Below are 19,988 nucleotides of genomic sequence, written 5' to 3'. Positions count from 1 at the left end.
ATAATCGGTTTACAGACTGGTATTCTTTTGGTATTACCACTTTATGCAACATTCCGGCCCTTATTTCCTTGGCGTTGATGGCGGCGGCAGTCGCTGCCGGGTGCGGATCAGGGACGTTTCGGGAGCGCTTTTGAGCGAAGCGCAGGGTGGCCCTTCCAACGTTTATCAGGATTTTGAAGGCGGCGTGGCGATGGTGATTTCCACCGCGCAAACGGCGGCAAATCGTATCGGCATACCTGTCGATCAATTGCATGCCGGTCTGGGATTGGCGGGCGTATCAAGCTCGGTCGATGGCGCGCGGCTGCTGCGTGAAAGCCTGCCTTTTGCGTCCGTGGTCGTTGAGAATGATGGTGTGGCCGCGTGCATGGGCGCCTTCCAGGGCGAAGATGGCGGCATCCTCATCATGGGTACCGGTTCGATCGGCATCGGCATGGTAGGTGGCCAGCGCCACATGGTGGGCGGTTGGGGTTTTACACTGGGTGATCTGGGTTCGGGTGGCTGGATCGGGCTGCAGGCCGCGCAGCGCGCCGCACTGGTGATCGACAAGATGATGCCATCGTCGCCTTTCATCGAGAAAGTGATGACGCAGGCGGGCGATAACCGGATTGACCTGACGCAATGGTCGGTCTCCGCCGTGCCGCGCGACTTTGCATCTCTGGCGCGCGAAGCCTTTGCGGCGGCGGATGCGGGAGACCCGCATGCCAAGGAGATCGTGGTTGCCGGTTCGGGTCATATTTCTGATCTCGGCAAGACCTTGCTTTCACGCGGGGCAAAACAGCTCAGCCTGATGGGCGGGCTCGCACCTTCCTATGAGCCTTATCTGTCGCAAGACATTCGCGCCGTGCTGGTGCCGCCGAAATCGGATGCGCTGGATGGGGCCATATTGATGGCGCGGAGGGCGCAAGCATGAGCACGCCCGGCCAGCGGGTTTTCTCCAAGGTAGATTTGACGGCAGCTGATGACGCGCCGCTTTACATGCGCATCAAGAAGATCGTGCAGGATGCAAAGTCAGCCGGAGATTTGCGCGAGGGCGATGCCATGCCATCGGAGCGTGACGTGGCGGAGCTGCTGCATGTGTCGCGTGTGACGGTGCGCAAGGCGTTCAGCGAATTGGTGCGCGAAGGTTCAATTACCCAGAAGCGTGGATCTGGTACTTATGTGGGTGGGCAAGAGATTAGGCTCGAACAGCCATTGTCGCGACTGACTTCCTTTACGCAAGACATGACCTTGCGCGGGCTTTCGACGCGCTCGGAAGTACTCTCGCAGCAATCTGCCATCGCCACGCCGGAAGAAGCGTTGAAGCTTTCACTCTCGCCCACCGAACGCGTGTCGCGGTGGAAGCGGTTGCGCTTTGCCAATGATGTGCCGATGGCGCTGGAGCATGCGGTGTTTCCAGAACGCTTCCTGCCCGATGCTTCGGCGGTGCATGGCTCGCTCTATGCTGCACTTGATGCGGGCGGATTCCGCCCGGTGCGCGCGCTGCAACGCTTGCATGCGGTGGCGCTGGATGAGGAAGAAGCGCTGCTGCTTGGCGTGGCCACGGCCAGCCCGGCTTTGCGGATGGAGCGCATTTCATACCTCGCTGATGGGCGCGTGGTGGAATTCACCACCTCATACTATCGCGGCGATCTCTATGATTTCGTGGCGGAGCTGACCTTGGTGCAGGATCAACCGCAATGAGCCTGATGAAAAAAGAAGCGCAGGAAGCCCCGCAAGTGGTGGCGCGTTTTCTGGCGCAGAACAGAGGGGCGCTGAGTGAATTGGGCGCGCGGTTGAGGACCCATCCGCCGTCTGTAATCCTCACCGCAGCGCGCGGCAGCTCGGATCATGCCGCCACCTATTTCAAATACCTGGTGGAGATTCTGCTGGGCGTGCCTTGTGCGTCGGTAGGCGCTTCTGTAGCTTCCGTCTGGCATTCCAAGCTGAAGCTCAACAATGCGGTGTGCGTGACGATTTCACAGTCCGGCCAGAGCCCCGATATTCTGGCGCTGCAGGAAGCCGCGCGCAAAGCGGGCGCGCTGACCATCGCGCTGGTGAACCAGCCGGATTCGCCCGCGCAAAAGGGCGCCGACTTTTTCCTGCCGCTCAGTGCGGGGCCGGAGAAGAGCGTGGCGGCGACGAAGAGCTTTATCGCCTCGCTGGTAGCGGGGGCTGCGATTGCCGGGCACTGGGCCGATGACAAGGCGCTGCTGGACGCACTGGAAAATTTGCCTGCCAGGCTGGAAGAAGCAGCGAAGATTCAGTGGCCTTCCTTCGTTACGGGTGCGGCCAAGGCGCAATCGCTTTACGTACTGGGGCGCGGGCCGGGGCTGGCGATTGCCAATGAATGCGCTTTGAAAATGAAAGAGACCTGTGGGCTGCATGCTGAAGCGCTTTCCTTTGCCGAAGTGATGCATGGGCCGCTGGAACTGGTACGGCCGGGCTTTCCGGTTCTGGCCTTTTCACCCAATGATGCCTCGCGGTCTGCCGCGCATGATGTGCTGGCGCGCATCCGTTCCATCGGGGCCGAGGTGCATGCGGTGGAAGATGGGGGCATGGAATTCGTGGGTGCTGGTCATGCAATGCTTGATCCGATCTCGATGGTGCAATCGGCCTATCTCAATGTCGAGGCGCTGGCACAGAAGCTGGGCCGCAACCCCGATCATCCGAAGCAACTTTCCAAAGTGACCGAGACCGTGTGATGGCAACCTTCCTGAAGGCCAAGCGGATTTTCACCGGCGCAAAGATGCTGGAAGGCCATGGCGTGCTGCTGGATGGCAAGCAGATCGTGGATGTGTTGCCGGTAAAATCCGCACCGCTGGATTCCATCACGCTGGATCTCGGCTCTTGCCTCCTCGCGCCCGGCTTCATCGACATTCAGGTGAATGGCGGTGGCGGGGTGAATCTCAATGACACACCGAATGCGGATGGCGTGCGGCAGATGGCGCGAGCGCATCGGCGCTTTGGCACCACCGGCATGCTGCCCACGGTGATCACCGACACGCCGGACATCCAGAAGCGCGCGGCACAGGGCGTGCGCGAGGCGATGGCCGACACGCCTGAGGTTCTGGGCATTCACATTGAAGGGCCGTTTCTCGATCCGGCGCGCAAGGGTGCCCATGACCCAGCCTTGATCCGCGCGATGACGCAGGCGGATGAAGACTGGCTGTGCGGGCTGGATTACAGGGAGGTGCTGCTGACCGTGGCGCCCAACAAGGTTTCGCCCGAACAGATCCGCAAGCTGCATCAGGCCGGGCTTCATGTGTCGCTGGGCCATGCCGAAGCACAGCAGCCCGACATTCGCGCCGCACTCGCGGCGGGTGCCAACTGCTTCACGCATCTGTTCAACGCGATGAGCCAGGTTTCACCGCGCGAGCCCGGCATGGCGGGCACCGCGCTGATGGATGCTTCATCCTATGTCGGCCTGATCACCGATGGCTTTCATGTGCATGAACAGGTGTTGAAGCTGGCTTATGCGCTGAAGCCGCATGACAAGATGATTTTGGTGACCGATGCCATGCTGCCGGCGGCGGGCGGGCCTGATCATTTCGATCTGCAGGGCCGCAAGGTTGAGGTGCGCAATGGCAGGCTGGAACTGGCCGATGGCACGCTGGCGGGATCGAACCTGACGATGGATGAGGCGGTGCGCTTCTGCGTGGAGCGCCTGCAATGGCCGCTGGAAGATGTGCTGCGGATGGCATCGCGCAACCCGGCTGCGTTTCTGGGCCTTGATCGCGAGATGGGGCAGATCGCTGCGGGCTTTGCCGCCAATCTGGTGGCGCTGGATGAAACACTGCACGTGAAGCAAACATGGGTGAATGGGCAATGAGCAAGATCCGGGTTCTCGTCGTCGGCGTGGGCGGCATGGGGGTGAGTCATGCGCGGGCCTATGCGGCCAATGCGGGATTCGAACTGGCCGGACTCTGTAGCCGCGGCATCGATAAGCGCGATGACCTGGCCAAGGAATTTCCGGATGTTGCCAAGTTCTCCGACTATGCCGAGGCGTTGAAGGCGGTGAAGCCTGATGCTGTGTCGATCAACACATGGCCCGACACCCACGCGCAATATGCCCGCATGGCTTTGGAGGCGGGGTGCCACATCTTTATTGAAAAGCCGCTGGCGGATTCCGTTGCAGAAGCGCGCGCCATTGCGGCTATGGCCAAGGCGAAGAAGCGCAAGCTGGTGATCGGCTATATTCTGCGGGTGCATCCGAGCTGGGTGAAATTCGTCGAAATCGGGCAGACACTGGGCAAGCCGCTGGTGATGCGAATGAACCTGAACCAACAATCTTCCGGTTCGCAATGGGAAGTGCACAAGCATCTCATGGCGTCGATCAGCCCGCTGGTGGATTGTGGCGTGCATTATGTCGATGTGATGTGCCAGGTGACGCGGGCGAAGCCGGTTCTGGTTCATGCGGTGGGCGTGAAACTAACGCCGGAGATCAAGGACGGCATGTATAATTACGGGCACCTGCACGTGCGCTTCGATGATGGCTCGGTGGGCTGGTATGAAGCGGGCTGGGGGCCGATGATGAGCGAGACGGCCTTCTTTGTGAAAGACATGATCGGGCCCAAGGGCTCGGTTTCCATCGCGATGGATGAAGGCAAGACCGATTCAGCGGATGTGGATGCGCATACCAAGACGAGTGCGCTGCGTTTGCATCACGGGGCGCTGACGGCAGAGGGCACGTTTGCCAATAAGGATGAGATCATCTCGATGGCCGATGAGCCGGGGCACCAGGAATTGTGCAACCGGGAACAGGCGCTGTTTCTTGATGCGATTGTGAATGACCGTGATCTGGATGCGCATGTGGAAGACGCCATCCGCTCACTGCAGATTGTGCTGGCGGCGGATGAGAGTGTGCGGACGGGGGAAGTGGTGAGGTTATAGGTTTACCCTTCACCGTTACCCCGGCGAAGGCCGGGGCCCCGCTTTCTTAGATCGAACGCGCGAGCAGGAGCGGGGTCCCCGCCTTCGCGGGGATGATGGATTAATGGAATTAAGGTCTCATTTACTTTTCCCGCTAAAACTTTCATCGAATTGAATCTGCCGGGTTAGAATCCCGGCCATGTCTGTTGCCGCTCTCGAAATCATTCCGCCCAAGCCGCTGCCGCCTTCGCGGCTGTGGCTGAAGGCGATGGAATTGACGGCGCGGATCGAGCCGCAGCCGAACCGGCTGTTTGCTGATGTGATTGCCGATTGGGCGGAGAAGCAACCGCAGGCACCGGCTTTGCTTTCGTCAGCCGCAACGCTCACTTATGGCGCGCTTTCGGCCAAAGTGAATCAATATGCCCGCTGGGCGCTGGCGCAGAATGTGAAGCCCGGCGATTGCGTGGCGCTGATTGTGCCCACCTGCCCGGATTACATTGCCGCATGGACCGGCATCACTGCCGTTGGCGGAATCGTGGCCTTGGTCAACACGCAACTTCACGGGCCATCGCTGGCGCATGCGCTGAACGTGGCGAAGGCTTCGCATGTGATTGTGGCTACCGCATTGGCGGATGCCGTGCGCGAAGTCGCGCCCGCTGCGAGGCTCTGGATTCTTGAAGACGAACTTGAAGCTGCGCTGCGGGCCTTTCCCGGCGAAAGGCTGAACGCGTCGCAGCGGCCTTCCGTCACCATCCGCGACCGCGCCTTGCTGATCTACACATCCGGCACCACCGGCCTGCCCAAGGCGGCCTATGTGAGCCATCACCGGGTGATGAGCTGGGGCCACTGGTTTGCCGGGCTAATGGCAGCTTCGCCCGCCGACCGCCTGTATAATTGCCTGCCCATCCATCACAGTGTGGGCGGCGTTGTCGCCATTGCCAGCATGATGGTTTCGGGCGGGTCGGTCTATCTGGCCGAGAAATTCTCGGCGCGGCGCTTCTGGGCCGATATCGTGAAATGGGACTGCACCATGTTCCAGTATATCGGCGAGCTTTGCCGGTATCTGCTAAAGGCGGCTGCCTCGGAAGAATCGCAGAACCACCGGCTGCGGCTGGCTTGCGGCAATGGGTTGCGCGGCGACGTGTGGGAAGCGTTCCAGAGCCGCTTCAACATTCCGCAAATCCTGGAATTTTATGCCGCTACCGAAGGCAATTTTTCGCTGTTCAATGTTGAAGGCAAGCCGGGTTCGATCGGGCGCATCCCGCCTTTCATCTCGCACCGCTTCCCGGCGGCGATTGTGAAATTCGATACTGAAACCGGCAAGCCTTTGCGCGGGCCCGATGGGCTGTGCATCGCTGCCGAGCGCGGCGAACCCGGCGAGGCCCTGGGCCGCATTTCCGGCCCCGGCGGCGGGCGCTTTGAAGGCTATACCGATGAAGGCGAAACCGAGCGCAAGGTTCTGCGTGACGTGCTGGAGCAGGGCGATGCCTGGTTCCGCACCGGCGACCTGATGCGGCTGGATGACAAGGGCTTCTATTATTTCGTCGACCGGATCGGCGATACATTTCGTTGGAAAGGCGAGAATGTCGCCACTGCGGAAGTCGCCGCTGCTATCGCAGCCATCAACGGCGTGGCGGATGTGAATGTATATGGCGTTGCCATTCCCGGTTCAGACGGAAAAGCCGGCATGGCGGCCATTGTGCGCGAGCCTGGTTTCGATCCGAATCTGGTTTACAAATCTCTAGCTGCGGCGCTGCCCGTCTATGCGCGTCCGCTGTTCCTGCGCCTGCGCTCGGGCATGGAATTGACTGAGACGTTCAAGCAGAAGAAGACCGATCTGGCGAAAGAAGGCTTTGCGCCATCAGAGGATAATGACCCGGTGCTGATTATCGACAACGCGGCCAAAAGCTATGTGCCGCTCACGCCGGATCGCTTCGATGCCATTATGGCCGGTTCCGCGCAGCTTTAGGCGCGCAAGGCTTTCCCGATTTCCTCACCCATCGCCTGCAGGGCTTCGCGACCCTGTGGAATGATGCCGCCCAGCGCGTGGAAATTATGCAGCATTCCTGCATGCTGATGGAGCGTCACCCTCACAGCAGCGTTTGATAGTTTCGATGCGAGACTATTACCCTCATCGCGCAATGGATCGTATTCCGCAGTGTGGATGATGGTGGGCGGCAACCTTTCCAGCCCGGTTAAATGAAGCGGCGACACGCGAGGGTCGGTGCGTTCAGCCCTGCCCTGCAGCACATCCGCCAGATCGCCCTCGATCACCACCCTATCAATCAGATATCCCTCGGCAAATTCTCTCCTGGAATCTGATTCGGATGCGAAATCGAGCACCGGACAGATCAGAAAAAGCAGCGCAAAGGTGAACTCTTTCAGCTCATGGGCGTTGAGCAAAGCCAGCGCACCGCCCCCGGATTCACCGACCAACGCTATTCGTTTCGGATCGATATTAATATTTCCGGCTTTGGTGCAAATTGCTCCGCCTGCGGCGATCGCATCGTCAAGGGCAGCGGGAAAAGGATGCTCGGGTGCCAAGCGATAGCCGACTGAGATCAACCGGCAGCTGCTAGAGGCACAAAGCGCGCGGGCGATGACGTCATGGGTATCAATAGAGCCCGCAACCAGTCCGCCGCCGTGGAAGAAGATGATGCCGGGCGTGATTTGATTCTCCGCACCTTCCGGCACGTAGAGACGCGCCGGGATGGAGTCATTCAAAGTCAAATCTGTGCCCGGCGGCGACATATGGTCGGCCTTGGCGAAGGCCATGAGCTTCTGCAGGCCCAGGCGGCGATCAGCAATGTCGCGGGTCTGCGATTTCACGCGGCCGACCGCCATCATCTCCAGAAAGCGGGCGGCGCGGGGATCAAGAGGCATGGCAGTCCAGCAGCATCGTGGGTTCTTTTCGGAATTGATTCGTGACAAAGCTAGCGCAGCATTCGCACAGGACAAAATCATGAGCCACGGACATCACGCCTCTGCCATCACCAAGACTTGGACCTATTTCGAGGGCCAGTGGCAGGAGGGCAATGTGAAAATCCTCGGCGTGCGCAGCCATGCGGCCTGGCTCGGCTCCACCATTTTCGACGGCGCGCGGGCGTTTGAAGGGGTCACACCCGATCTTGACCTGCATCTGGCGCGGGTGAACCGTTCGGCCGAGAACTTCCAGCTCAAGGCCAAGGTGCCGCATCAGCAGTGGATGGATCTGGCGGCAGATGGCATTGCGAAATTTGGCACGAAGCCTGAGCTCTATATCCGCCCGATGTATTGGGCCGAGGCCGGCATGGCGGGTGGTGGCGTGCGCTATGATCCGGAAAGCACCAATTGGGCGTTGTGCATCCATGAAGCCCCGATGACCAAGCCGACCGGCGCATCCGTCACGCTGTCGCCCTTCCGGCGGCCCACCGCGGAGAACGCACCGGTCGATGCCAAGGCGGGGTGCCTCTACCCCAATAACGCACGCGCCATTATCGAAGCGGAGCAACGCGGCTTCAGCAATTGCCTGCTGCGCGACATGTTGGGGAATGTGGCGGAGACGGCGAATTCCAATGTGTTCATGGTGAAGGATGGCGTGGTTTATACACCTGCGGCCAATGGCACATTTCTCGCTGGCATTACGTGTTCACGGATGATCGGGCTGCTGCGCGATGCGGGTTATGAAGTGAAGGAAGACATGCTGCGCTACAAGGCGTTTCAGGATGCCGACGAGCTGTTCACCTGCGGCAACTTCGCCAAGGTTTCACCGATCACGCGGATCGATGAGCGCGAGCTGCAGCCCGGGCCCGTTTATACCAAGGCGCGGGAGCTTTACTGGAAGTTCGCGCACAAGGGCTGATTTAGGGCCCGAACAGCGTGAACTCGGTATCCAGCAAATCGCCATGCTGCGGGTGGCCGGGGCCTTTGTAGAATTTCTTGCCGCGTTTTTCGGTGAAGGCACCCATCAGGCCGGGAATTTTTCCATCGGCATCGACCAACACGCCAATTTTGCCGTGCTTGAGCAAGGCACGGCCCAAGGGGCCGGCGCAGGCCACGAATTCATCAACGTTGCGGCAATAGACCAGCTGCATCAGCGGCAGAGGCACGCGGCCTGAGCGCATGCGGAACGGCAGGAAGACGAAAGGCATTGCCGCGCCGCCTTTGCGGGCGATGAGGCTGACGCAGCCATAAGCGAGTTGCTCTTTCAGCATCTGCACTTCGTGATCGGGCAGGCCCGCTACGGCTTTAGTATTTGGCGTGACGCGCTCAATGCTGACGCCAGCAGAACCCGACAACGCCGGGAAGGCCAGCATCAAGCCCTTGCAATAGCATTTGTAACCCTGCGCTTCGAGGATCGGCCAGGTGTTGGCGGCGGGAGTGACGTTGAGATAGGTCACCTGCTTCTGCTTCAGCGCCATGGAAGACAGCATGGCGGCGTGCATGCGGTGCGCGGGCTCCACATACCAAGAGGCAATGTTGCAGCGGGGCTCATCAAGGCCCGGCCGCTGATAGAAGGCCAGAAGCACGGCACCCACGGCGCGACCCTCGGCTTCCAGCATATAGCCAAAGCGCGGCAGGCCTTCAGGCACCGCGCGCGCGGCGAGGCGCAACAGGCCGTTCAGGAAATAGCTGCGCGGGCGCTTCTCGAAGCCGCGGGCCAGCAGGTCGGCCACCGCTTCCAGATCACCTTCGGCTATTAACCGACACCGCACTTTTCTCTCGGGTGCCGCCGCAACGCTCATCAAAACTTACCTCGTGTTTAGGATTAAACGATAGGTTCCCGAGGTGACCAATCCACCAACAGGGTTCCAACAAATGTCAACAAAGTTAACAGTTTATCAGCTGATCGCCGACATCGCCAAGGACCAGCACAAGACGCTGGCGCCGCTTTCGGACGATCTGGTGCTGCTCGATTCCGGCCTCGATTCTTTGTGCTTTGCCATTCTCGTGGCACGGCTGGAAGACAAGCTGGGCATTGATCCGTTCACCGCTTCTGATGATGCCTATTTCCCGGTGACGCTTGGCGATTTCGTCAAGTCTTACGAGCATGCCGTTGCGGCCTGATCGCAAGCCGCTCGCCCAGAGACTGGGCGATGGACTTGAAACACGCTGGCTGGCTGATGGCCACCGCAGAGTAACACTGGCCGAAGCCGCGCAAGGGGCGCTTGCGGGCTGCGAACTCACGCGCTTTGCTGGCCGCAATGTGATGATCGCGGTGACGCACCAATTGGATGCGGCACTCGCGTTGATCGCGCTGGATGGCACAGCGGCGCGCATTCTGCTCGCACCGCCTGATCTGCTGGCGGAACATCGTGCGCCCATTCTGGCCGATGCCGAAATTGATGCCGTCATTGCCGATGATCTTTTGCCGTGGAGCGAGCTTGGGGTTGGCGTTGTGGCGCAGCCGTTCTGGCCGCTGCCTGCGGGCACCCACCAGAATCCGCCGATGGCTTCGCAAGATACAAAATGGCTGATGCTGACATCAGGCACCACCGGGCGCCCGAAGATCGTGGCGCATACGCTGGATGGACTGACGGGTGCGATTGCTGGCAGCACGGCTGCCAATCCCGTCTGGGCCACATTCTATGACATTCGGCGCTATGGCGGTTTGCAGATTTTGCTGCGCGCTCTGGTGGGCGGCGGCAGCTTGGTTTTGTCTGAACCGCATGAGACTCTGGTGGATCATCTGGCGCGCCTGAGCGCCGCCGGTGTTACCCATATTTCCGGCACACCTTCGCATTGGCGCAAGGCGCTGATGAGCGACGCACTGGCTGCGTTCAAACCCAATTATGTGCGCTTGTCTGGCGAGATTGCTGATCAGGCTGTGCTCGACAGTTTGCGCAAAACGATTCCCAACGCTGCCATCGGGCATGCCTATGCCTCTACAGAGGCAGGCGTGGGCTTTGCGGTAGATGACGGGCTGGAAGGTTTTCCGGCTTCGTTAGTCGGCAAGCCCGGCCATGTGGAAATGAAAGTGGTGGATGGCACGCTGTTCATCCGCTCGCAGCGTGCAGCGCTGACCTATGTGGGCGAAGCGGCCCCTGTGCTTCTCGACGCGGAAGGTTTTGTCGATACCGGCGACATGGTGGAGCTGCGTGGCCAACGCTATTATTTCGTGGGCCGCAAGGGCGGCATCATCAATGTGGGCGGATTGAAGGTTCACCCCGAAGAAGTTGAAGCCGCGCTCAACATGCATCCGGCCGTGCGCATGTCGCGCGTCAAGTCACGCAAGAGCCCGTTCACCGGTGCGATTGTTGTGGCCGACGTGGTGCTTAGCGATGGCTATGAGAACATCCCCGATATCAAGAATGACATCATGGCATCGGCGCGGGCCAAGCTGCCGGCGCACAAGGTGCCGGCGCTGATTTCGCTGGTGCCGGTGATTGAAGTTTCAGCAAACGGAAAATTGGTGCGCCATCTTGCGTAATGTTCTCGTCACCGGCGGAAGCCGCGGCATTGGCCTGGCCATCGTGAAGCGGCTTTCGAACGCCGGCTATCAGGTGATTGCGGTGGCGCGCTCGGAAAGCGAAGTGCTGACGGCGGCGATCAAGGAAGCGGAAGCGAACAAGGCCGGCCCCATTCATTTCAGGGCGCTGGATGTGAAGGCGATTGAGACCTTTCCGAATTTCCTGCGCGATTTGCGCAAGGAGCTGGGCCCGGTTTATGGGCTCGTCAACAATGCGGGCATTGGCACCGAAGGCGTTCTGGCGACGATGTATGAAAGCCAGATTTCGGAATTGCTGCGGGTGAATGTCGAAGCGCCGATCGTGCTGACCAAATATCTGGTGCGGCACATGCTGTCTGACGGTGCAGGCCGCATCATCAATATGGGCTCGATCATCGGATCGACGGGTTACAATGCTTTGTCAGTGTACGGAGCAACCAAGGCCGCACTGGAGGGCTTCACCCGCTCGCTGGCACGCGAAGTGGGAAAGATGGGCATCACGGTGAATGTCGTGGCGCCGGGATTCATCGCGACGGAGCTGACCAAGGGCATGGACGAAGCCGCCATGACCAAGATTGCTGGGCGCTCGGCGTTGCGGCGGTTGGCGGAGACTGACGATATTGCTCGCATGGTGGAATTCCTGATGGGCGATGGCGGGCGGAATATTACCGGCACGGTGATGACGGTGGACGCCGGGAATACGGCTTAAGAGTCCTCATCTGCGAGATCAAAATAAAAAGGCCCGGATTGCTCCGGGCCTGTTGCATTTAATCTCTAGCGAAATTACATCGCCAGGAATTCGCGGACTTTCTTCGGCCATTTGGCAGTATCGGTGCCGTGGGTGTGGAACATGGCAACTGCCAGACGGTCCATGCCGAAGGCGACGCAGCCGGTGTGAGCCGGTTCGCCGTTCACGTCCTTGATGTCCCAGGTCGTGCCGAAATGGTCACGGTGATAGTTGAAGCTCATGCAGGCGGTCGGACTTTCGTCCGAACGCAGCGGCACCAGAAGTTCGAACTTCAACGCCTGCTGCACCTGGCTCACCGCCTTGATGGCGCCAACGCGGCCGAAGAACGGATCAGACGCCGTATCCACGCGGAACTTCAGGCCCATCGTGGTCGCAATGCCTTGGGCCTTTTCCATCCAGCGGTCGCGGAAAGCGGCCACGTCATCGGCAGTGCCGACGCAGACATATTCACGCATGCGGAACGACTGGAACCGGTCGAGATGCTTCGACGGCTCGGCGCGGAAGCAATCGGCCAGAACGTCAAAGGTCACGCCGCCCTTGGGCAGGGGTCCGCGCTTGGCGGCAATCGGATAGACCGGATAGCAGGCGGCAGGAGCCAGTACGAGGTCAGACGCTGTGGTCTTGTCGGACCAGGAGCCATTGCCCTTGTCCCACTGGTTCACAGCATCGAGCACTTCAGCTTCCGAGCCATGCAGGCCGCAGACGCAGCCGAGCAAATTGGGAAAACTTTTCAGATAGCCGGATTTTTCAATCATCGCGCGGCTGGATACGGGCGGAAAGCGCATGATCTCGCAACCGGCTTCGCGGTGCCTCGTGATCATCGCGGCCATCTGTTCGACCAGGCCTTCATAAAGACCCGTGCGGACATAGACGCCATCAACGCCGGTTTCATGGAACAGCACGTCACGCAGCGGATCCAGCGGATCGGCCGACTTGACGGTTTCCTTGGGCTTGAACTCTTTCATCGAAATCATGTTCATCTGACGGGTCTCTTTCTTTAAGCGCGGAGCGAGGTTGGAACGGCGGCCATCAAGTTCGCGGTGGCCATGTTGGCGGCGATACGGTCATTGTGGATCATCAGCGGCGAAGACAGCACGTCGCGCAGTTCGCGGCTGACGCTGAACTCACCGTCATTGCGGTAACCCGACAGGCCATTGGCGCGCAGGGTTGCGAGCACGGTTTCCACCGCGAGATCGGATACTTCGATCTTGAGCGAAGAAATGGCCGCTTGGAATTCAAGCGAAGCAAGGGCTGATTTGTCGTCCTTGATGCGGTGGAAATAATCACCCATCGAGGTGAGCAATGCGCGGGCGCGATTCAACGTGGCCTTGGCCTTGCCGAAATGAACAGCACCCGGAGGCATCACGCCATTGGCGGAACGGGCGACCTTGCGCAGGAAAGCTTGCGCCTTGTCCACAGCGGAAGCGGAAATGCCGGTCCAGGCCGAGCCCCACACGAGATGGGCGTAAGGCACCATCGATTCCTTGTGGATCTTGTCGTAGCTTTCGACCAGCACCTGTTCGGCAAGGCCTTCGGCCTTGAGCTTGAAGCCGGTGGAGCGCGTGCCGCGCATGCCCATCACTTCCCAGCCCTGAGTGATTTCGAGATCATAGTCAGCCTTGCGCAGCACAACGAGCACCTGGTCGGAACTGGCGGCATCAATGGCGCGGCGCGCGGTGGTCACGATGCCATCGCATTCGGCACCATAGGAAATGACCGAGGCATCGCGCAGCAGCGAGAACTTGCCATCTGCCACTTCGGCAGCAGCGGCGGATGAACGGACATTGCCGCCATTATTACCTTCCGTGGTGGAGGAGCCCATGAGCAGCTGATCATCAGCGATCGCGCGCATCATGTTTTCCATCCAGGCCGTTCCGCGGCCATGGCGAGTGATGCAGGCCACTTTGACATGATGCATGGCGATGATCATCGCAGTGGCAGAGCAAGCACGGCCCAAAGCGAAGCACATATCCATGACATCATGGATCTCAGCGCCATCGCCGCCAAATTCGGTGGGAACGAGCACGCCCAGCAAGCGGTTCTTCTTGGCGGCGGTGATGGCTTCAATGGGGAAGCGCGCGTCGCGGTCGACAGCACCAGCATGCGCGGCGGCAATGGCTGCCACTTCAGCGACGCGGGCGGTGAGATCGCTCAATTTCAGGGAAGCGGGAATTCCCGTTTCAAGCGGCACATGTTTGCGCTTGCTGGCCTCATTCACATTGATGACGTTCATCTGCTGCACTCCGTTTTGAAACATCTGGCCATGGTCCTCTGGCCGTTGTTTTCTGTTCTTTGCACTCCGTGTGCCAAGATCGTGCTCCGCGCTTACGAAAAGGCTAATGCACCAAGCCTTTCAAAGGCTGAGAGAATCTGAAGTTAATCAATCGTTAAGATCGGAGAGCGGCACGCAACTTTGATAATTTCATATCTATTCAAACAATTATAGGTTGCTGCCGCTAAGACTTTGTTTCCCAAACCCGGCTAAGACTTGGCGCATGGTTCAATTTCAAAAATTCCGGCACGGGTCTTGCGAGACGTCATCCGAACTGTCCCAGTCTGACAAAACAGGAAAGATGCGAATGAACGTGCGTGCTGAAATCGAAACTCTGGTGAAGTCCATTCTGGCGTCTTCGGGCTGCAAGGTAGAAGTGACACCGGAACGCGGCCTGGCTGAGCTTGGCCTCACCTCGATGGACATGATGAATTTGATGCTGGGCGTTGAAGCCAAGTTCAACATGATGATCCCGGCTGAATTCCTGACGCCAGAACATTTCCACTCGGTGGCCAGCGTGGAAAAAATGATCTCGGCTCTCAGCAGCAAGCAGAAGCTGGCAGCCGTCGCCTAAACTTCCCTCGTAGAATGACGATGCCGGATTATTCCGCCGGCATCGGATGCGATGATTTGCGGAATTTGTGGGTGAGCACCAGCGCAATCAAATCGGTGCGCATTTCACCCAGCCTGGTAATCGCCACCGCAGTGGCCGCAATCCAACCCGTATAGCTGATAAAGACAGCCCAGGCCGCACCTTCAGGCCCGAGGCGCGGACCTAGTACGGCATTGGCAGCGGCCAGCACAATGAGCGCGCCCACACAGAGCATGGCATTGATTTTTTGCGCGCCTGACAGCGTGAGCACATGGGCGCTGGGGCCTGCGAGTGCGCGCACCACCTGGCTTGCCACCATGATGACCAGCACGGACGTGGCGCCGGCAAATTCAGCGCCGAAGAAGCTCAGGATCTCGCGTCCCAGAATGGCACAGATGATGGCCGCACTGCTGGTGGCCAGCACCGGCAGGACAACAGACCGTTTGGCGGCGCGGCGCATGGCGGGAATATCGCGGCGTTCACGCGCATCGGCGATATCAGGAATGACCATCTGCTGCGCCGTCTGTACGAAATAGCCGATCAGCAGCGAAAGCTTCAGGCACACGCCGAAGACAGCGAGGTTGGATGCGCTGAGAAAAGGCCAGGCGAAGAGGATGCTCACATCGGCAAAGGTGTTGGTGTAAAGCGACAGCATCACCAGAGGCAAAGCTTCAGCGCGCCAGCGGCGGGCCAGCCTGCGGCCGGAATGCTGCGGCCATTCAAACTTCGGCAAATACGGGCGCAAAGCCATCACCACGGCAATAGCCGTGACAATCACAATCGCCGAGAAAATGAACATGACCGTGACGGCGCTGATCGCACCGAGGGCGAGACGCAGGCCCACCACGAAAACCAGCAATGCCAGCGGCCTTGCCAGACCATCCGGCACATAGCACCAGCCGAACTTGCGCATCGCGCCTGACAGATTGGTGTAAAGCACCAGAACCGCAGCCGGAATGATGGTGGCGCCGGCCATGGCGTAGATCAGGCGGGTCATCTGGTCGAGGCCGGGATAGAGGAAGCTGATGGCAACGACGATGGCTGCGGCAACCGTCGAACAGATCAACCCATCATAAGTGGCACGCGAGACAAAGGCGCGGAACAGATGCTCGTGATGATCGTCGCGGTAGCGGGCCGAAAAGCGATAGGCAATCTGGGAATAGCCTTGCGAGGTGACGAAGCCCGCCACAGCTGCGAGCGATGTGGCTGAATAAAACAGGCCAAGCTCTTCGCTGCCCAGCATGTGGGCCAAAAGGATCTGGGTGATAAACCCCAATCCTGCGCCTCCGAGGCGCATGACGAACAGGCCGGCTGAACCGGTAAGCAAGGACCAGAGCCTGGACATGGCAACTCCCGAAATTGAATTCAGGCGCAACATGGGCTTACGCGATTAAAAATCCCTTTACCAATCCGGCAAGTTGCACTGGACAAGCTTACCGTTTTTTAAGCAAAATCCTGATTAATGGCTGACAGATAGCCAAAATTTTCAACGGAAAGTGACCATGACCCATCCGCTCATCATCACCGCCAAGACTGACGTGGCGCTTTCTCCCTCTCCGATTGAGCCGGCTTGGATCCATGAGGGCGACCCGATGGCCAGCAATGCCGTTCTGGCCACCAGCGCCGACGGCACCGCCACCACCATCGTCTGGCAGTGCACACCGGGCAAGTTTGAATGGCACTATGACAGTGACGAGACGATCTATTTCCTCGAAGGCTCGGTGGTGATTTCAGCTGACGGCATGGCGCCGAAGCGCCTTGGTCCGGGCGATGTTCTGTATTTCAAGAAAGGTGCCGTGGCGAACTGGCACATTGAACAGCAGATCCGCAAACTCGCATTTTTCCGCCGCACAGTTCCTGGCCCGATCGGCTTTGCCATCCGCGTGATGAACAAGCTGAAGCGCAAGGCTGGTGGTACTGCAACGCGCCCCGCTGGTGCGATGGCTATGAGCGCGAACTGACGTTGCTCGTCATTCCCGCGCAGGCGGGAATCTCTGTTTACCCGGCCACTAAAACACAGATCCCCGCCTTCGCGGGGATGACGATAGAGGGCGGAGATATGAGTTGTGGGATCAGATCCCCGCGTAATTCCCGCGCCAATAGACCAGCGGGCTATTCCCACCCGGCGTTTTGATGGCCACCACGCGGCCGATGACGATGGCGTGGCTGTTCCATTCGGAAATGTTTTCAACGCGGCAATCGAGATTGGCGAGCGCGCCTTCAAGCACCGGCGTTCCGGTCGCAAGGCTGTCCCAATCAGCACCGGCGTAGCGCGCGGCACCGAAGACGCCGGAGCGGCCGGCGAAGCGATCCGCAATATCCTGCTGGCCCGCCGACAGAATGTTCACCGCGAAGGTCTTGGTTTCGCGCAGGGTGAGCAGAGCTGATGATGATTTGTTGATGCAGACCAACAGTGACGGCGGCTCAGCGGACAGTGATGTTACCGAGGTGGCCGTAAGACCTGTGCGCAGGCGGCCACGGCCGGTGGTCACCACACTCACGCCACCAGCGAGCTGGCGCATGGCTTCACGGAATTCCGCACCCGTAGCTTCACTGACGGGCGGTGGAGAATCAATGCGGGCGCGGGCGGTCATGCTTTTGCGGTCATCCCGGTTTCGCCTGAAACGCTTTCGAACAGGCCGTTGATCCAATTGCGGTAGAGCTGATCAGCCGTCGAGCCGATGTCCTGGGCCAGACCGGCCCGCGGGGCGAGCTCGGGGAAATTTTCCAGCGTGGCATTCACGTCACGACTTTCCGCCTTACTGCGGAAATCGCGAAGGCCCGCTTCCAAAGCAGCATCGAAATAGCCATGCGGCAGGCCCGGATAGTTTTCACGTTCTTGGTTCAGGAAACGCGTCACGTCACGGCGGTATTCCTTGAGCAGCGAGGCTTCATCATATTCCGGATGGCCGTGATAGAAAATGAACTGGCTGCCGACATTCTTGGTGAAGGTATCAACGCCCGCAAAGATCGATTGGCTGAGCACGCGGTATCCAGCGCGCGACAGCTCACCGGCATCCAGCGTGTTCCAGCGCGAATGGCAAATCTGCAAAGGCGCACTGAAGCCCTGCAACAACGGGTCCTTGGCGAGAACTTCGCCTTCATAAACGCCTGAACATTTTTCCTTCAGCGGGCGGCGCTGGATGGCGTCCATGTGGAGGACTGCACCATGGGCGGCAAGGCAGGACCAGACGGTGGACTTGGTGTTTTCAGCGGCCCAATCAACCAGCGTCTTGAACTCGTTCCAATAGGGTTCATCGCGCAGCTTCGGCGCCTTGGGCTCAGTTCCAGTGACGATCAGGGCATCAAGCGTGGAATTTTCCAGCTCGGCGAGGCCACGATATTGGCCGCGCATCCTGTCTTGGGTGAGTGTTGAGCGCGGTACAGAGGGGAGCGAGAAATATTTAATGCGCACGGAACGGCCCGCAGCTGCATTCTGCACCAGATTGACGAACTGGCGTTCGGTGGCCAGCAGCGCAGAATCCGGCATGTTGTTGACGAGGCCGATTTCGAGCACCGGGCCACCATGCCCTTGCGGCCAGGGCCTCGATTCCAGGCGCGGGGCCTGGAAAGATTTGCTGCCACTGTAAATCATCCGGGACATGGGCACGCCCTCTTACTCCGCTGCCTTGGCAAAAGTGGATTTGCCGGTCGCGGCACCCAGCGCCTGATCGAGATCGGCGATGATGTCGTCGATATGTTCAATGCCGATTGAAAGACGGATCGTTTCGGGTTTCACGCCGGCCTTGAGCTGATCTTCCGGACTCATCTGGCGGTGGGTGGTAGAAGCCGGGTGGCAGGCGAGCGACTTGGCGTCGCCAATATTGACGAGACGCGTAACGAGATTAAGCGCGTCATAGAAGCGCTTGCCGGCATCCATGCCGCCCTTGATGCCGAAGGTGAACAGCGACGAAGCGCGGCCGGCCAGATACTTATCGACCAGCGGCTTGTAGGCGCTGTCGGCAAAGCCGGCATAATTCACCCAATCGACGCGGCTGTCGGCGCGCAGGAATTCAGCTACTTTGCGGCCATTCTCGGTGTGGCGCTCCATACGCAGAGCCACGGTTTCGATGCCCTGCAGCAGCAGGAAGGCGTTGAAGGGCGAAAGCACTGCACCCATGGTGCGCTGATAGACGCTGCGGGCGCGTTCAATGTAAGCGGATTTACCGAAACGCTCGGCATAAATCATGCCGTGATAGCTTTTGTCGGGCGTGACGAACGCAGGGAAGCGTTTGCCATTGGCCTTCCAATCGAAAGTGCCGCCGTCAACGACCGCGCCGCCCAAAGTGGTGCCGTGGCCGCCAAGGAATTTGGTAAGCGAGTGAACGACGATGTCTGCGCCATATTCGAAAGGGCGCAACAACAACGGCGTAGCCACGGTGTTGTCGACGACGAAGGGCACGCCATGGGCATGCGCCACTTTGGCCAGGCCTTCGATATCACAGACATTGCCAGCAGGGTTGCCGATTGATTCACAGAACACCGCGCGGGTGTTCTCATCGATCATCTTGGCCACGTCGGCTGGCTTGTCGGACGCGGCAAAGCGCGCTTCCACACCCTGGCGTTCCAGGATGTGGGAAATCAAAGTGTGGGTGGTGCCGTAAAGCTGCGGCACGGTGACGATATTGCCGCCCTGATCAGCGAGATTGATAAGAGCCATATGAAGTGCGGCTTGGCCACTGGCGGTGGCCATGGCGCCTACACCACCTTCAAGATCATTCACGCGGCGTTCGAGAACGGCAACGGTGGGATTGGAAATGCGGCTGTAGCGATAGCCTTCAGCTTCCAGATTGAACAAAGCGGCAGCATGATCGGCACTGTCAAACGCATAGGCCGCCGTCTGATAGATCGGCACGGCAACGGACTTCACGGCCTCGTCCGGCTCGTAGCCTGCGTGAATTGCAATTGTCTCTTTTCGCATCGTTTGCATCTTCCTGTCAGGACTTATGCAAGCCCTTTGCCACAGATGCAGAGTCTCACAGGAGGTGCGCGCGAGAAAGTTGATTCAAATTCCTGTCTTAATAATTGGCTGTTTTGTTGGATAAATTTTTAGCTAATACGCGCCACTGCGCGAATTTGAATCATCCGTGCAAGGATCAAT

Annotated in this window: 20 protein-coding genes; 12 read left to right on the top strand and 8 right to left on the bottom strand. The window is 59.4% G+C overall.

Annotated elements, in window-relative coordinates:
* The first annotated feature begins 43 nt into the window (after nt 1-43).
* The 6 genes from F8B91_RS16240 (at nt 44) to F8B91_RS16215 (ending at nt 6,817) form a co-directional block, all read left to right on the top strand.
* Nucleotides 44-910: a BadF/BadG/BcrA/BcrD ATPase family protein gene (locus F8B91_RS16240; protein WP_196504884.1), complete on the top strand. Its 867-nt coding sequence runs from the start codon at nt 44-46 to the stop codon at nt 908-910.
* The gene (locus F8B91_RS16235) at nt 907-1,680 is read left to right on the top strand and encodes a GntR family transcriptional regulator (RefSeq protein WP_196504883.1); all 774 of its coding nucleotides are present in this window, start codon (nt 907-909) and stop codon (nt 1,678-1,680) included. The genes F8B91_RS16240 and F8B91_RS16235 overlap by 4 nt, the downstream gene beginning before the upstream one ends.
* Nucleotides 1,677-2,681 carry an SIS domain-containing protein gene (locus F8B91_RS16230; RefSeq protein WP_196504882.1) on the top strand — a complete coding sequence of 335 codons (1,005 nt, stop codon included), beginning with the start codon at nt 1,677-1,679 and terminating at the stop codon, nt 2,679-2,681. Before F8B91_RS16235 ends, F8B91_RS16230 begins: the two co-directional genes overlap by 4 nt.
* A complete protein-coding gene (gene nagA, locus F8B91_RS16225; RefSeq protein WP_196504881.1) occupies nt 2,681-3,808 on the top strand; it encodes an N-acetylglucosamine-6-phosphate deacetylase in 1,128 nt (375 codons plus the stop codon). Before F8B91_RS16230 ends, nagA begins: the two co-directional genes overlap by 1 nt.
* Nucleotides 3,805-4,869 carry a Gfo/Idh/MocA family protein gene (locus tag F8B91_RS16220; protein WP_196504880.1) on the top strand — a complete coding sequence of 355 codons (1,065 nt, stop codon included), beginning with the start codon at nt 3,805-3,807 and terminating at the stop codon, nt 4,867-4,869. The genes nagA and F8B91_RS16220 overlap by 4 nt, the downstream gene beginning before the upstream one ends.
* A 178-nt stretch (nt 4,870-5,047) precedes the next feature.
* Entirely contained in the window at nt 5,048-6,817 is a 1,770-nt protein-coding gene (locus tag F8B91_RS16215) for a long-chain-acyl-CoA synthetase (RefSeq protein ID WP_196504879.1), read from the top strand.
* Here F8B91_RS16215 and F8B91_RS16210 read toward each other — a convergent pair.
* Nucleotides 6,814-7,812, bottom strand: coding sequence for an alpha/beta hydrolase (locus F8B91_RS16210; protein ID WP_246715300.1), 999 nt, complete (start codon nt 7,810-7,812; stop codon nt 6,814-6,816). The two genes, F8B91_RS16215 and F8B91_RS16210, sit on opposite strands and share 4 nt — an antisense overlap.
* Here F8B91_RS16210 and F8B91_RS16205 point away from each other — a divergent pair.
* Nucleotides 7,811-8,689 (top strand): branched-chain amino acid aminotransferase, encoded by an 879-nt coding sequence (locus F8B91_RS16205; RefSeq protein WP_196504878.1) that lies wholly within the window; start codon nt 7,811-7,813, stop codon nt 8,687-8,689. The genes F8B91_RS16210 and F8B91_RS16205 overlap by 2 nt on opposite strands.
* Nucleotide 8,690: 1 nt before the next feature.
* On the opposite strand, the gene F8B91_RS16200 is transcribed toward F8B91_RS16205, so the two are convergent.
* Nucleotides 8,691-9,572: an acyl-CoA acyltransferase gene (locus tag F8B91_RS16200; RefSeq protein WP_196504877.1), complete on the bottom strand. Its 882-nt coding sequence runs from the start codon at nt 9,570-9,572 to the stop codon at nt 8,691-8,693.
* 73 nt (nt 9,573-9,645) lie between these two features.
* Here F8B91_RS16200 and F8B91_RS16195 point away from each other — a divergent pair, with 73 nt between their 5' ends.
* The 3 genes from F8B91_RS16195 to F8B91_RS16185 are packed head-to-tail and all read left to right on the top strand — an operon-like array spanning nt 9,646 to nt 11,984.
* Nucleotides 9,646-9,894 (top strand): acyl carrier protein, encoded by a 249-nt coding sequence (locus F8B91_RS16195; protein WP_196504876.1) that lies wholly within the window; start codon nt 9,646-9,648, stop codon nt 9,892-9,894.
* The gene (locus F8B91_RS16190) at nt 9,878-11,257 is read left to right on the top strand and encodes a class I adenylate-forming enzyme family protein (protein WP_196504875.1); all 1,380 of its coding nucleotides are present in this window, start codon (nt 9,878-9,880) and stop codon (nt 11,255-11,257) included. The genes F8B91_RS16195 and F8B91_RS16190 overlap by 17 nt, the downstream gene beginning before the upstream one ends.
* A complete protein-coding gene (locus F8B91_RS16185) occupies nt 11,250-11,984 on the top strand; it encodes an SDR family NAD(P)-dependent oxidoreductase (protein ID WP_196504874.1) in 735 nt (244 codons plus the stop codon). Before F8B91_RS16190 ends, F8B91_RS16185 begins: the two co-directional genes overlap by 8 nt.
* Before the next feature lie 74 nt (nt 11,985-12,058).
* Here the strand turns inward: F8B91_RS16185 and F8B91_RS16180 are convergent, their stop codons facing one another.
* Nucleotides 12,059-13,003 carry an amino acid--[acyl-carrier-protein] ligase gene (locus F8B91_RS16180; protein WP_196504873.1) on the bottom strand — a complete coding sequence of 315 codons (945 nt, stop codon included), beginning with the start codon at nt 13,001-13,003 and terminating at the stop codon, nt 12,059-12,061.
* A 17-nt stretch (nt 13,004-13,020) separates the two neighbouring features.
* A complete protein-coding gene (locus F8B91_RS16175; RefSeq protein ID WP_196504872.1) occupies nt 13,021-14,256 on the bottom strand; it encodes an acyl-CoA dehydrogenase family protein in 1,236 nt (411 codons plus the stop codon).
* A 346-nt stretch (nt 14,257-14,602) separates the two neighbouring features.
* On the opposite strand from F8B91_RS16175, the gene F8B91_RS16170 reads away from it, so the two are divergent.
* The gene (locus F8B91_RS16170) at nt 14,603-14,869 is read left to right on the top strand and encodes a phosphopantetheine-binding protein (RefSeq protein WP_246715299.1); all 267 of its coding nucleotides are present in this window, start codon (nt 14,603-14,605) and stop codon (nt 14,867-14,869) included.
* A gap of 28 nt (nt 14,870-14,897) precedes the next feature.
* Here the strand turns inward: F8B91_RS16170 and F8B91_RS16165 are convergent, their stop codons facing one another.
* Complete coding sequence (locus F8B91_RS16165) at nt 14,898-16,232, bottom strand: lipopolysaccharide biosynthesis protein (RefSeq protein WP_196504870.1); 1,335 nt, start codon at nt 16,230-16,232, stop codon at nt 14,898-14,900.
* A gap of 157 nt (nt 16,233-16,389) precedes the next feature.
* Here F8B91_RS16165 and F8B91_RS16160 point away from each other — a divergent pair, with 157 nt between their 5' ends.
* On the top strand, nt 16,390-16,848 hold the full coding sequence (locus tag F8B91_RS16160; RefSeq protein WP_196504869.1) for a cupin domain-containing protein: 459 nt from the start codon (nt 16,390-16,392) through the stop codon (nt 16,846-16,848).
* Nucleotides 16,849-16,959: 111 nt separating this feature from the next.
* On the opposite strand, the gene F8B91_RS16155 is transcribed toward F8B91_RS16160, so the two are convergent.
* From F8B91_RS16155 to F8B91_RS16145, 3 genes are read right to left on the bottom strand one after another with little or no spacing between them, the layout of a single operon-like run.
* Entirely contained in the window at nt 16,960-17,481 is a 522-nt protein-coding gene (locus tag F8B91_RS16155; RefSeq protein ID WP_196504868.1) for a flavin reductase family protein, read from the bottom strand.
* Nucleotides 17,478-18,491 carry a homoserine O-succinyltransferase MetA gene (metA, locus tag F8B91_RS16150; protein ID WP_196504867.1) on the bottom strand — a complete coding sequence of 338 codons (1,014 nt, stop codon included), beginning with the start codon at nt 18,489-18,491 and terminating at the stop codon, nt 17,478-17,480. Before metA ends, F8B91_RS16155 begins: the two co-directional genes overlap by 4 nt.
* A gap of 12 nt (nt 18,492-18,503) precedes the next feature.
* A complete protein-coding gene (locus tag F8B91_RS16145) occupies nt 18,504-19,808 on the bottom strand; it encodes an O-acetylhomoserine aminocarboxypropyltransferase/cysteine synthase family protein (protein ID WP_196504866.1) in 1,305 nt (434 codons plus the stop codon).
* Nucleotides 19,809-19,988 lie beyond the last annotated feature (180 nt).

It is taken from the genome of Aestuariivirga litoralis, from assembly GCF_015714715.1.
Classification (GTDB): Bacteria; Pseudomonadota; Alphaproteobacteria; order Rhizobiales; family Aestuariivirgaceae; genus Aestuariivirga; species Aestuariivirga litoralis_A.
Note: the sequence above shows the minus strand (reverse complement) of the source record. Positions and strands in the feature narration are given on the sequence as shown.

What these genes read in the sequence shown, in the direction of transcription:
- F8B91_RS16165 (WP_196504870.1), bottom strand. Translation starts at nt 16,232, where the DNA reads ATGTCCAGGCTCTGGTCCTTGCTTACCGGTTCAGCCGGCCTGTTCGTC.
- F8B91_RS16155 (WP_196504868.1), bottom strand. Translation starts at nt 17,481, where the DNA reads ATGACCGCCCGCGCCCGCATTGATTCTCCACCGCCCGTCAGTGAAGCT.
- F8B91_RS16190 (WP_196504875.1), top strand. Translation starts at nt 9,878, where the DNA reads ATGCCGTTGCGGCCTGATCGCAAGCCGCTCGCCCAGAGACTGGGCGAT.
- F8B91_RS16240 (WP_196504884.1), top strand. Translation starts at nt 44, where the DNA reads ATGCAACATTCCGGCCCTTATTTCCTTGGCGTTGATGGCGGCGGCAGT.
- F8B91_RS16215 (WP_196504879.1), top strand. Translation starts at nt 5,048, where the DNA reads ATGTCTGTTGCCGCTCTCGAAATCATTCCGCCCAAGCCGCTGCCGCCT.
- F8B91_RS16235 (WP_196504883.1), top strand. Translation starts at nt 907, where the DNA reads ATGAGCACGCCCGGCCAGCGGGTTTTCTCCAAGGTAGATTTGACGGCA.
- F8B91_RS16195 (WP_196504876.1), top strand. Translation starts at nt 9,646, where the DNA reads ATGTCAACAAAGTTAACAGTTTATCAGCTGATCGCCGACATCGCCAAG.
- F8B91_RS16230 (WP_196504882.1), top strand. Translation starts at nt 1,677, where the DNA reads ATGAGCCTGATGAAAAAAGAAGCGCAGGAAGCCCCGCAAGTGGTGGCG.
- F8B91_RS16220 (WP_196504880.1), top strand. Translation starts at nt 3,805, where the DNA reads ATGAGCAAGATCCGGGTTCTCGTCGTCGGCGTGGGCGGCATGGGGGTG.
- nagA (WP_196504881.1), top strand. Translation starts at nt 2,681, where the DNA reads ATGGCAACCTTCCTGAAGGCCAAGCGGATTTTCACCGGCGCAAAGATG.
- F8B91_RS16175 (WP_196504872.1), bottom strand. Translation starts at nt 14,256, where the DNA reads ATGAACGTCATCAATGTGAATGAGGCCAGCAAGCGCAAACATGTGCCG.
- F8B91_RS16145 (WP_196504866.1), bottom strand. Translation starts at nt 19,808, where the DNA reads ATGCGAAAAGAGACAATTGCAATTCACGCAGGCTACGAGCCGGACGAG.
- F8B91_RS16160 (WP_196504869.1), top strand. Translation starts at nt 16,390, where the DNA reads ATGACCCATCCGCTCATCATCACCGCCAAGACTGACGTGGCGCTTTCT.
- F8B91_RS16210 (WP_246715300.1), bottom strand. Translation starts at nt 7,812, where the DNA reads ATGATTTTGTCCTGTGCGAATGCTGCGCTAGCTTTGTCACGAATCAAT.
- F8B91_RS16180 (WP_196504873.1), bottom strand. Translation starts at nt 13,003, where the DNA reads ATGAACATGATTTCGATGAAAGAGTTCAAGCCCAAGGAAACCGTCAAG.
- F8B91_RS16170 (WP_246715299.1), top strand. Translation starts at nt 14,603, where the DNA reads ATGAACGTGCGTGCTGAAATCGAAACTCTGGTGAAGTCCATTCTGGCG.
- F8B91_RS16200 (WP_196504877.1), bottom strand. Translation starts at nt 9,572, where the DNA reads ATGAGCGTTGCGGCGGCACCCGAGAGAAAAGTGCGGTGTCGGTTAATA.
- F8B91_RS16205 (WP_196504878.1), top strand. Translation starts at nt 7,811, where the DNA reads ATGAGCCACGGACATCACGCCTCTGCCATCACCAAGACTTGGACCTAT.
- metA (WP_196504867.1), bottom strand. Translation starts at nt 18,491, where the DNA reads ATGTCCCGGATGATTTACAGTGGCAGCAAATCTTTCCAGGCCCCGCGC.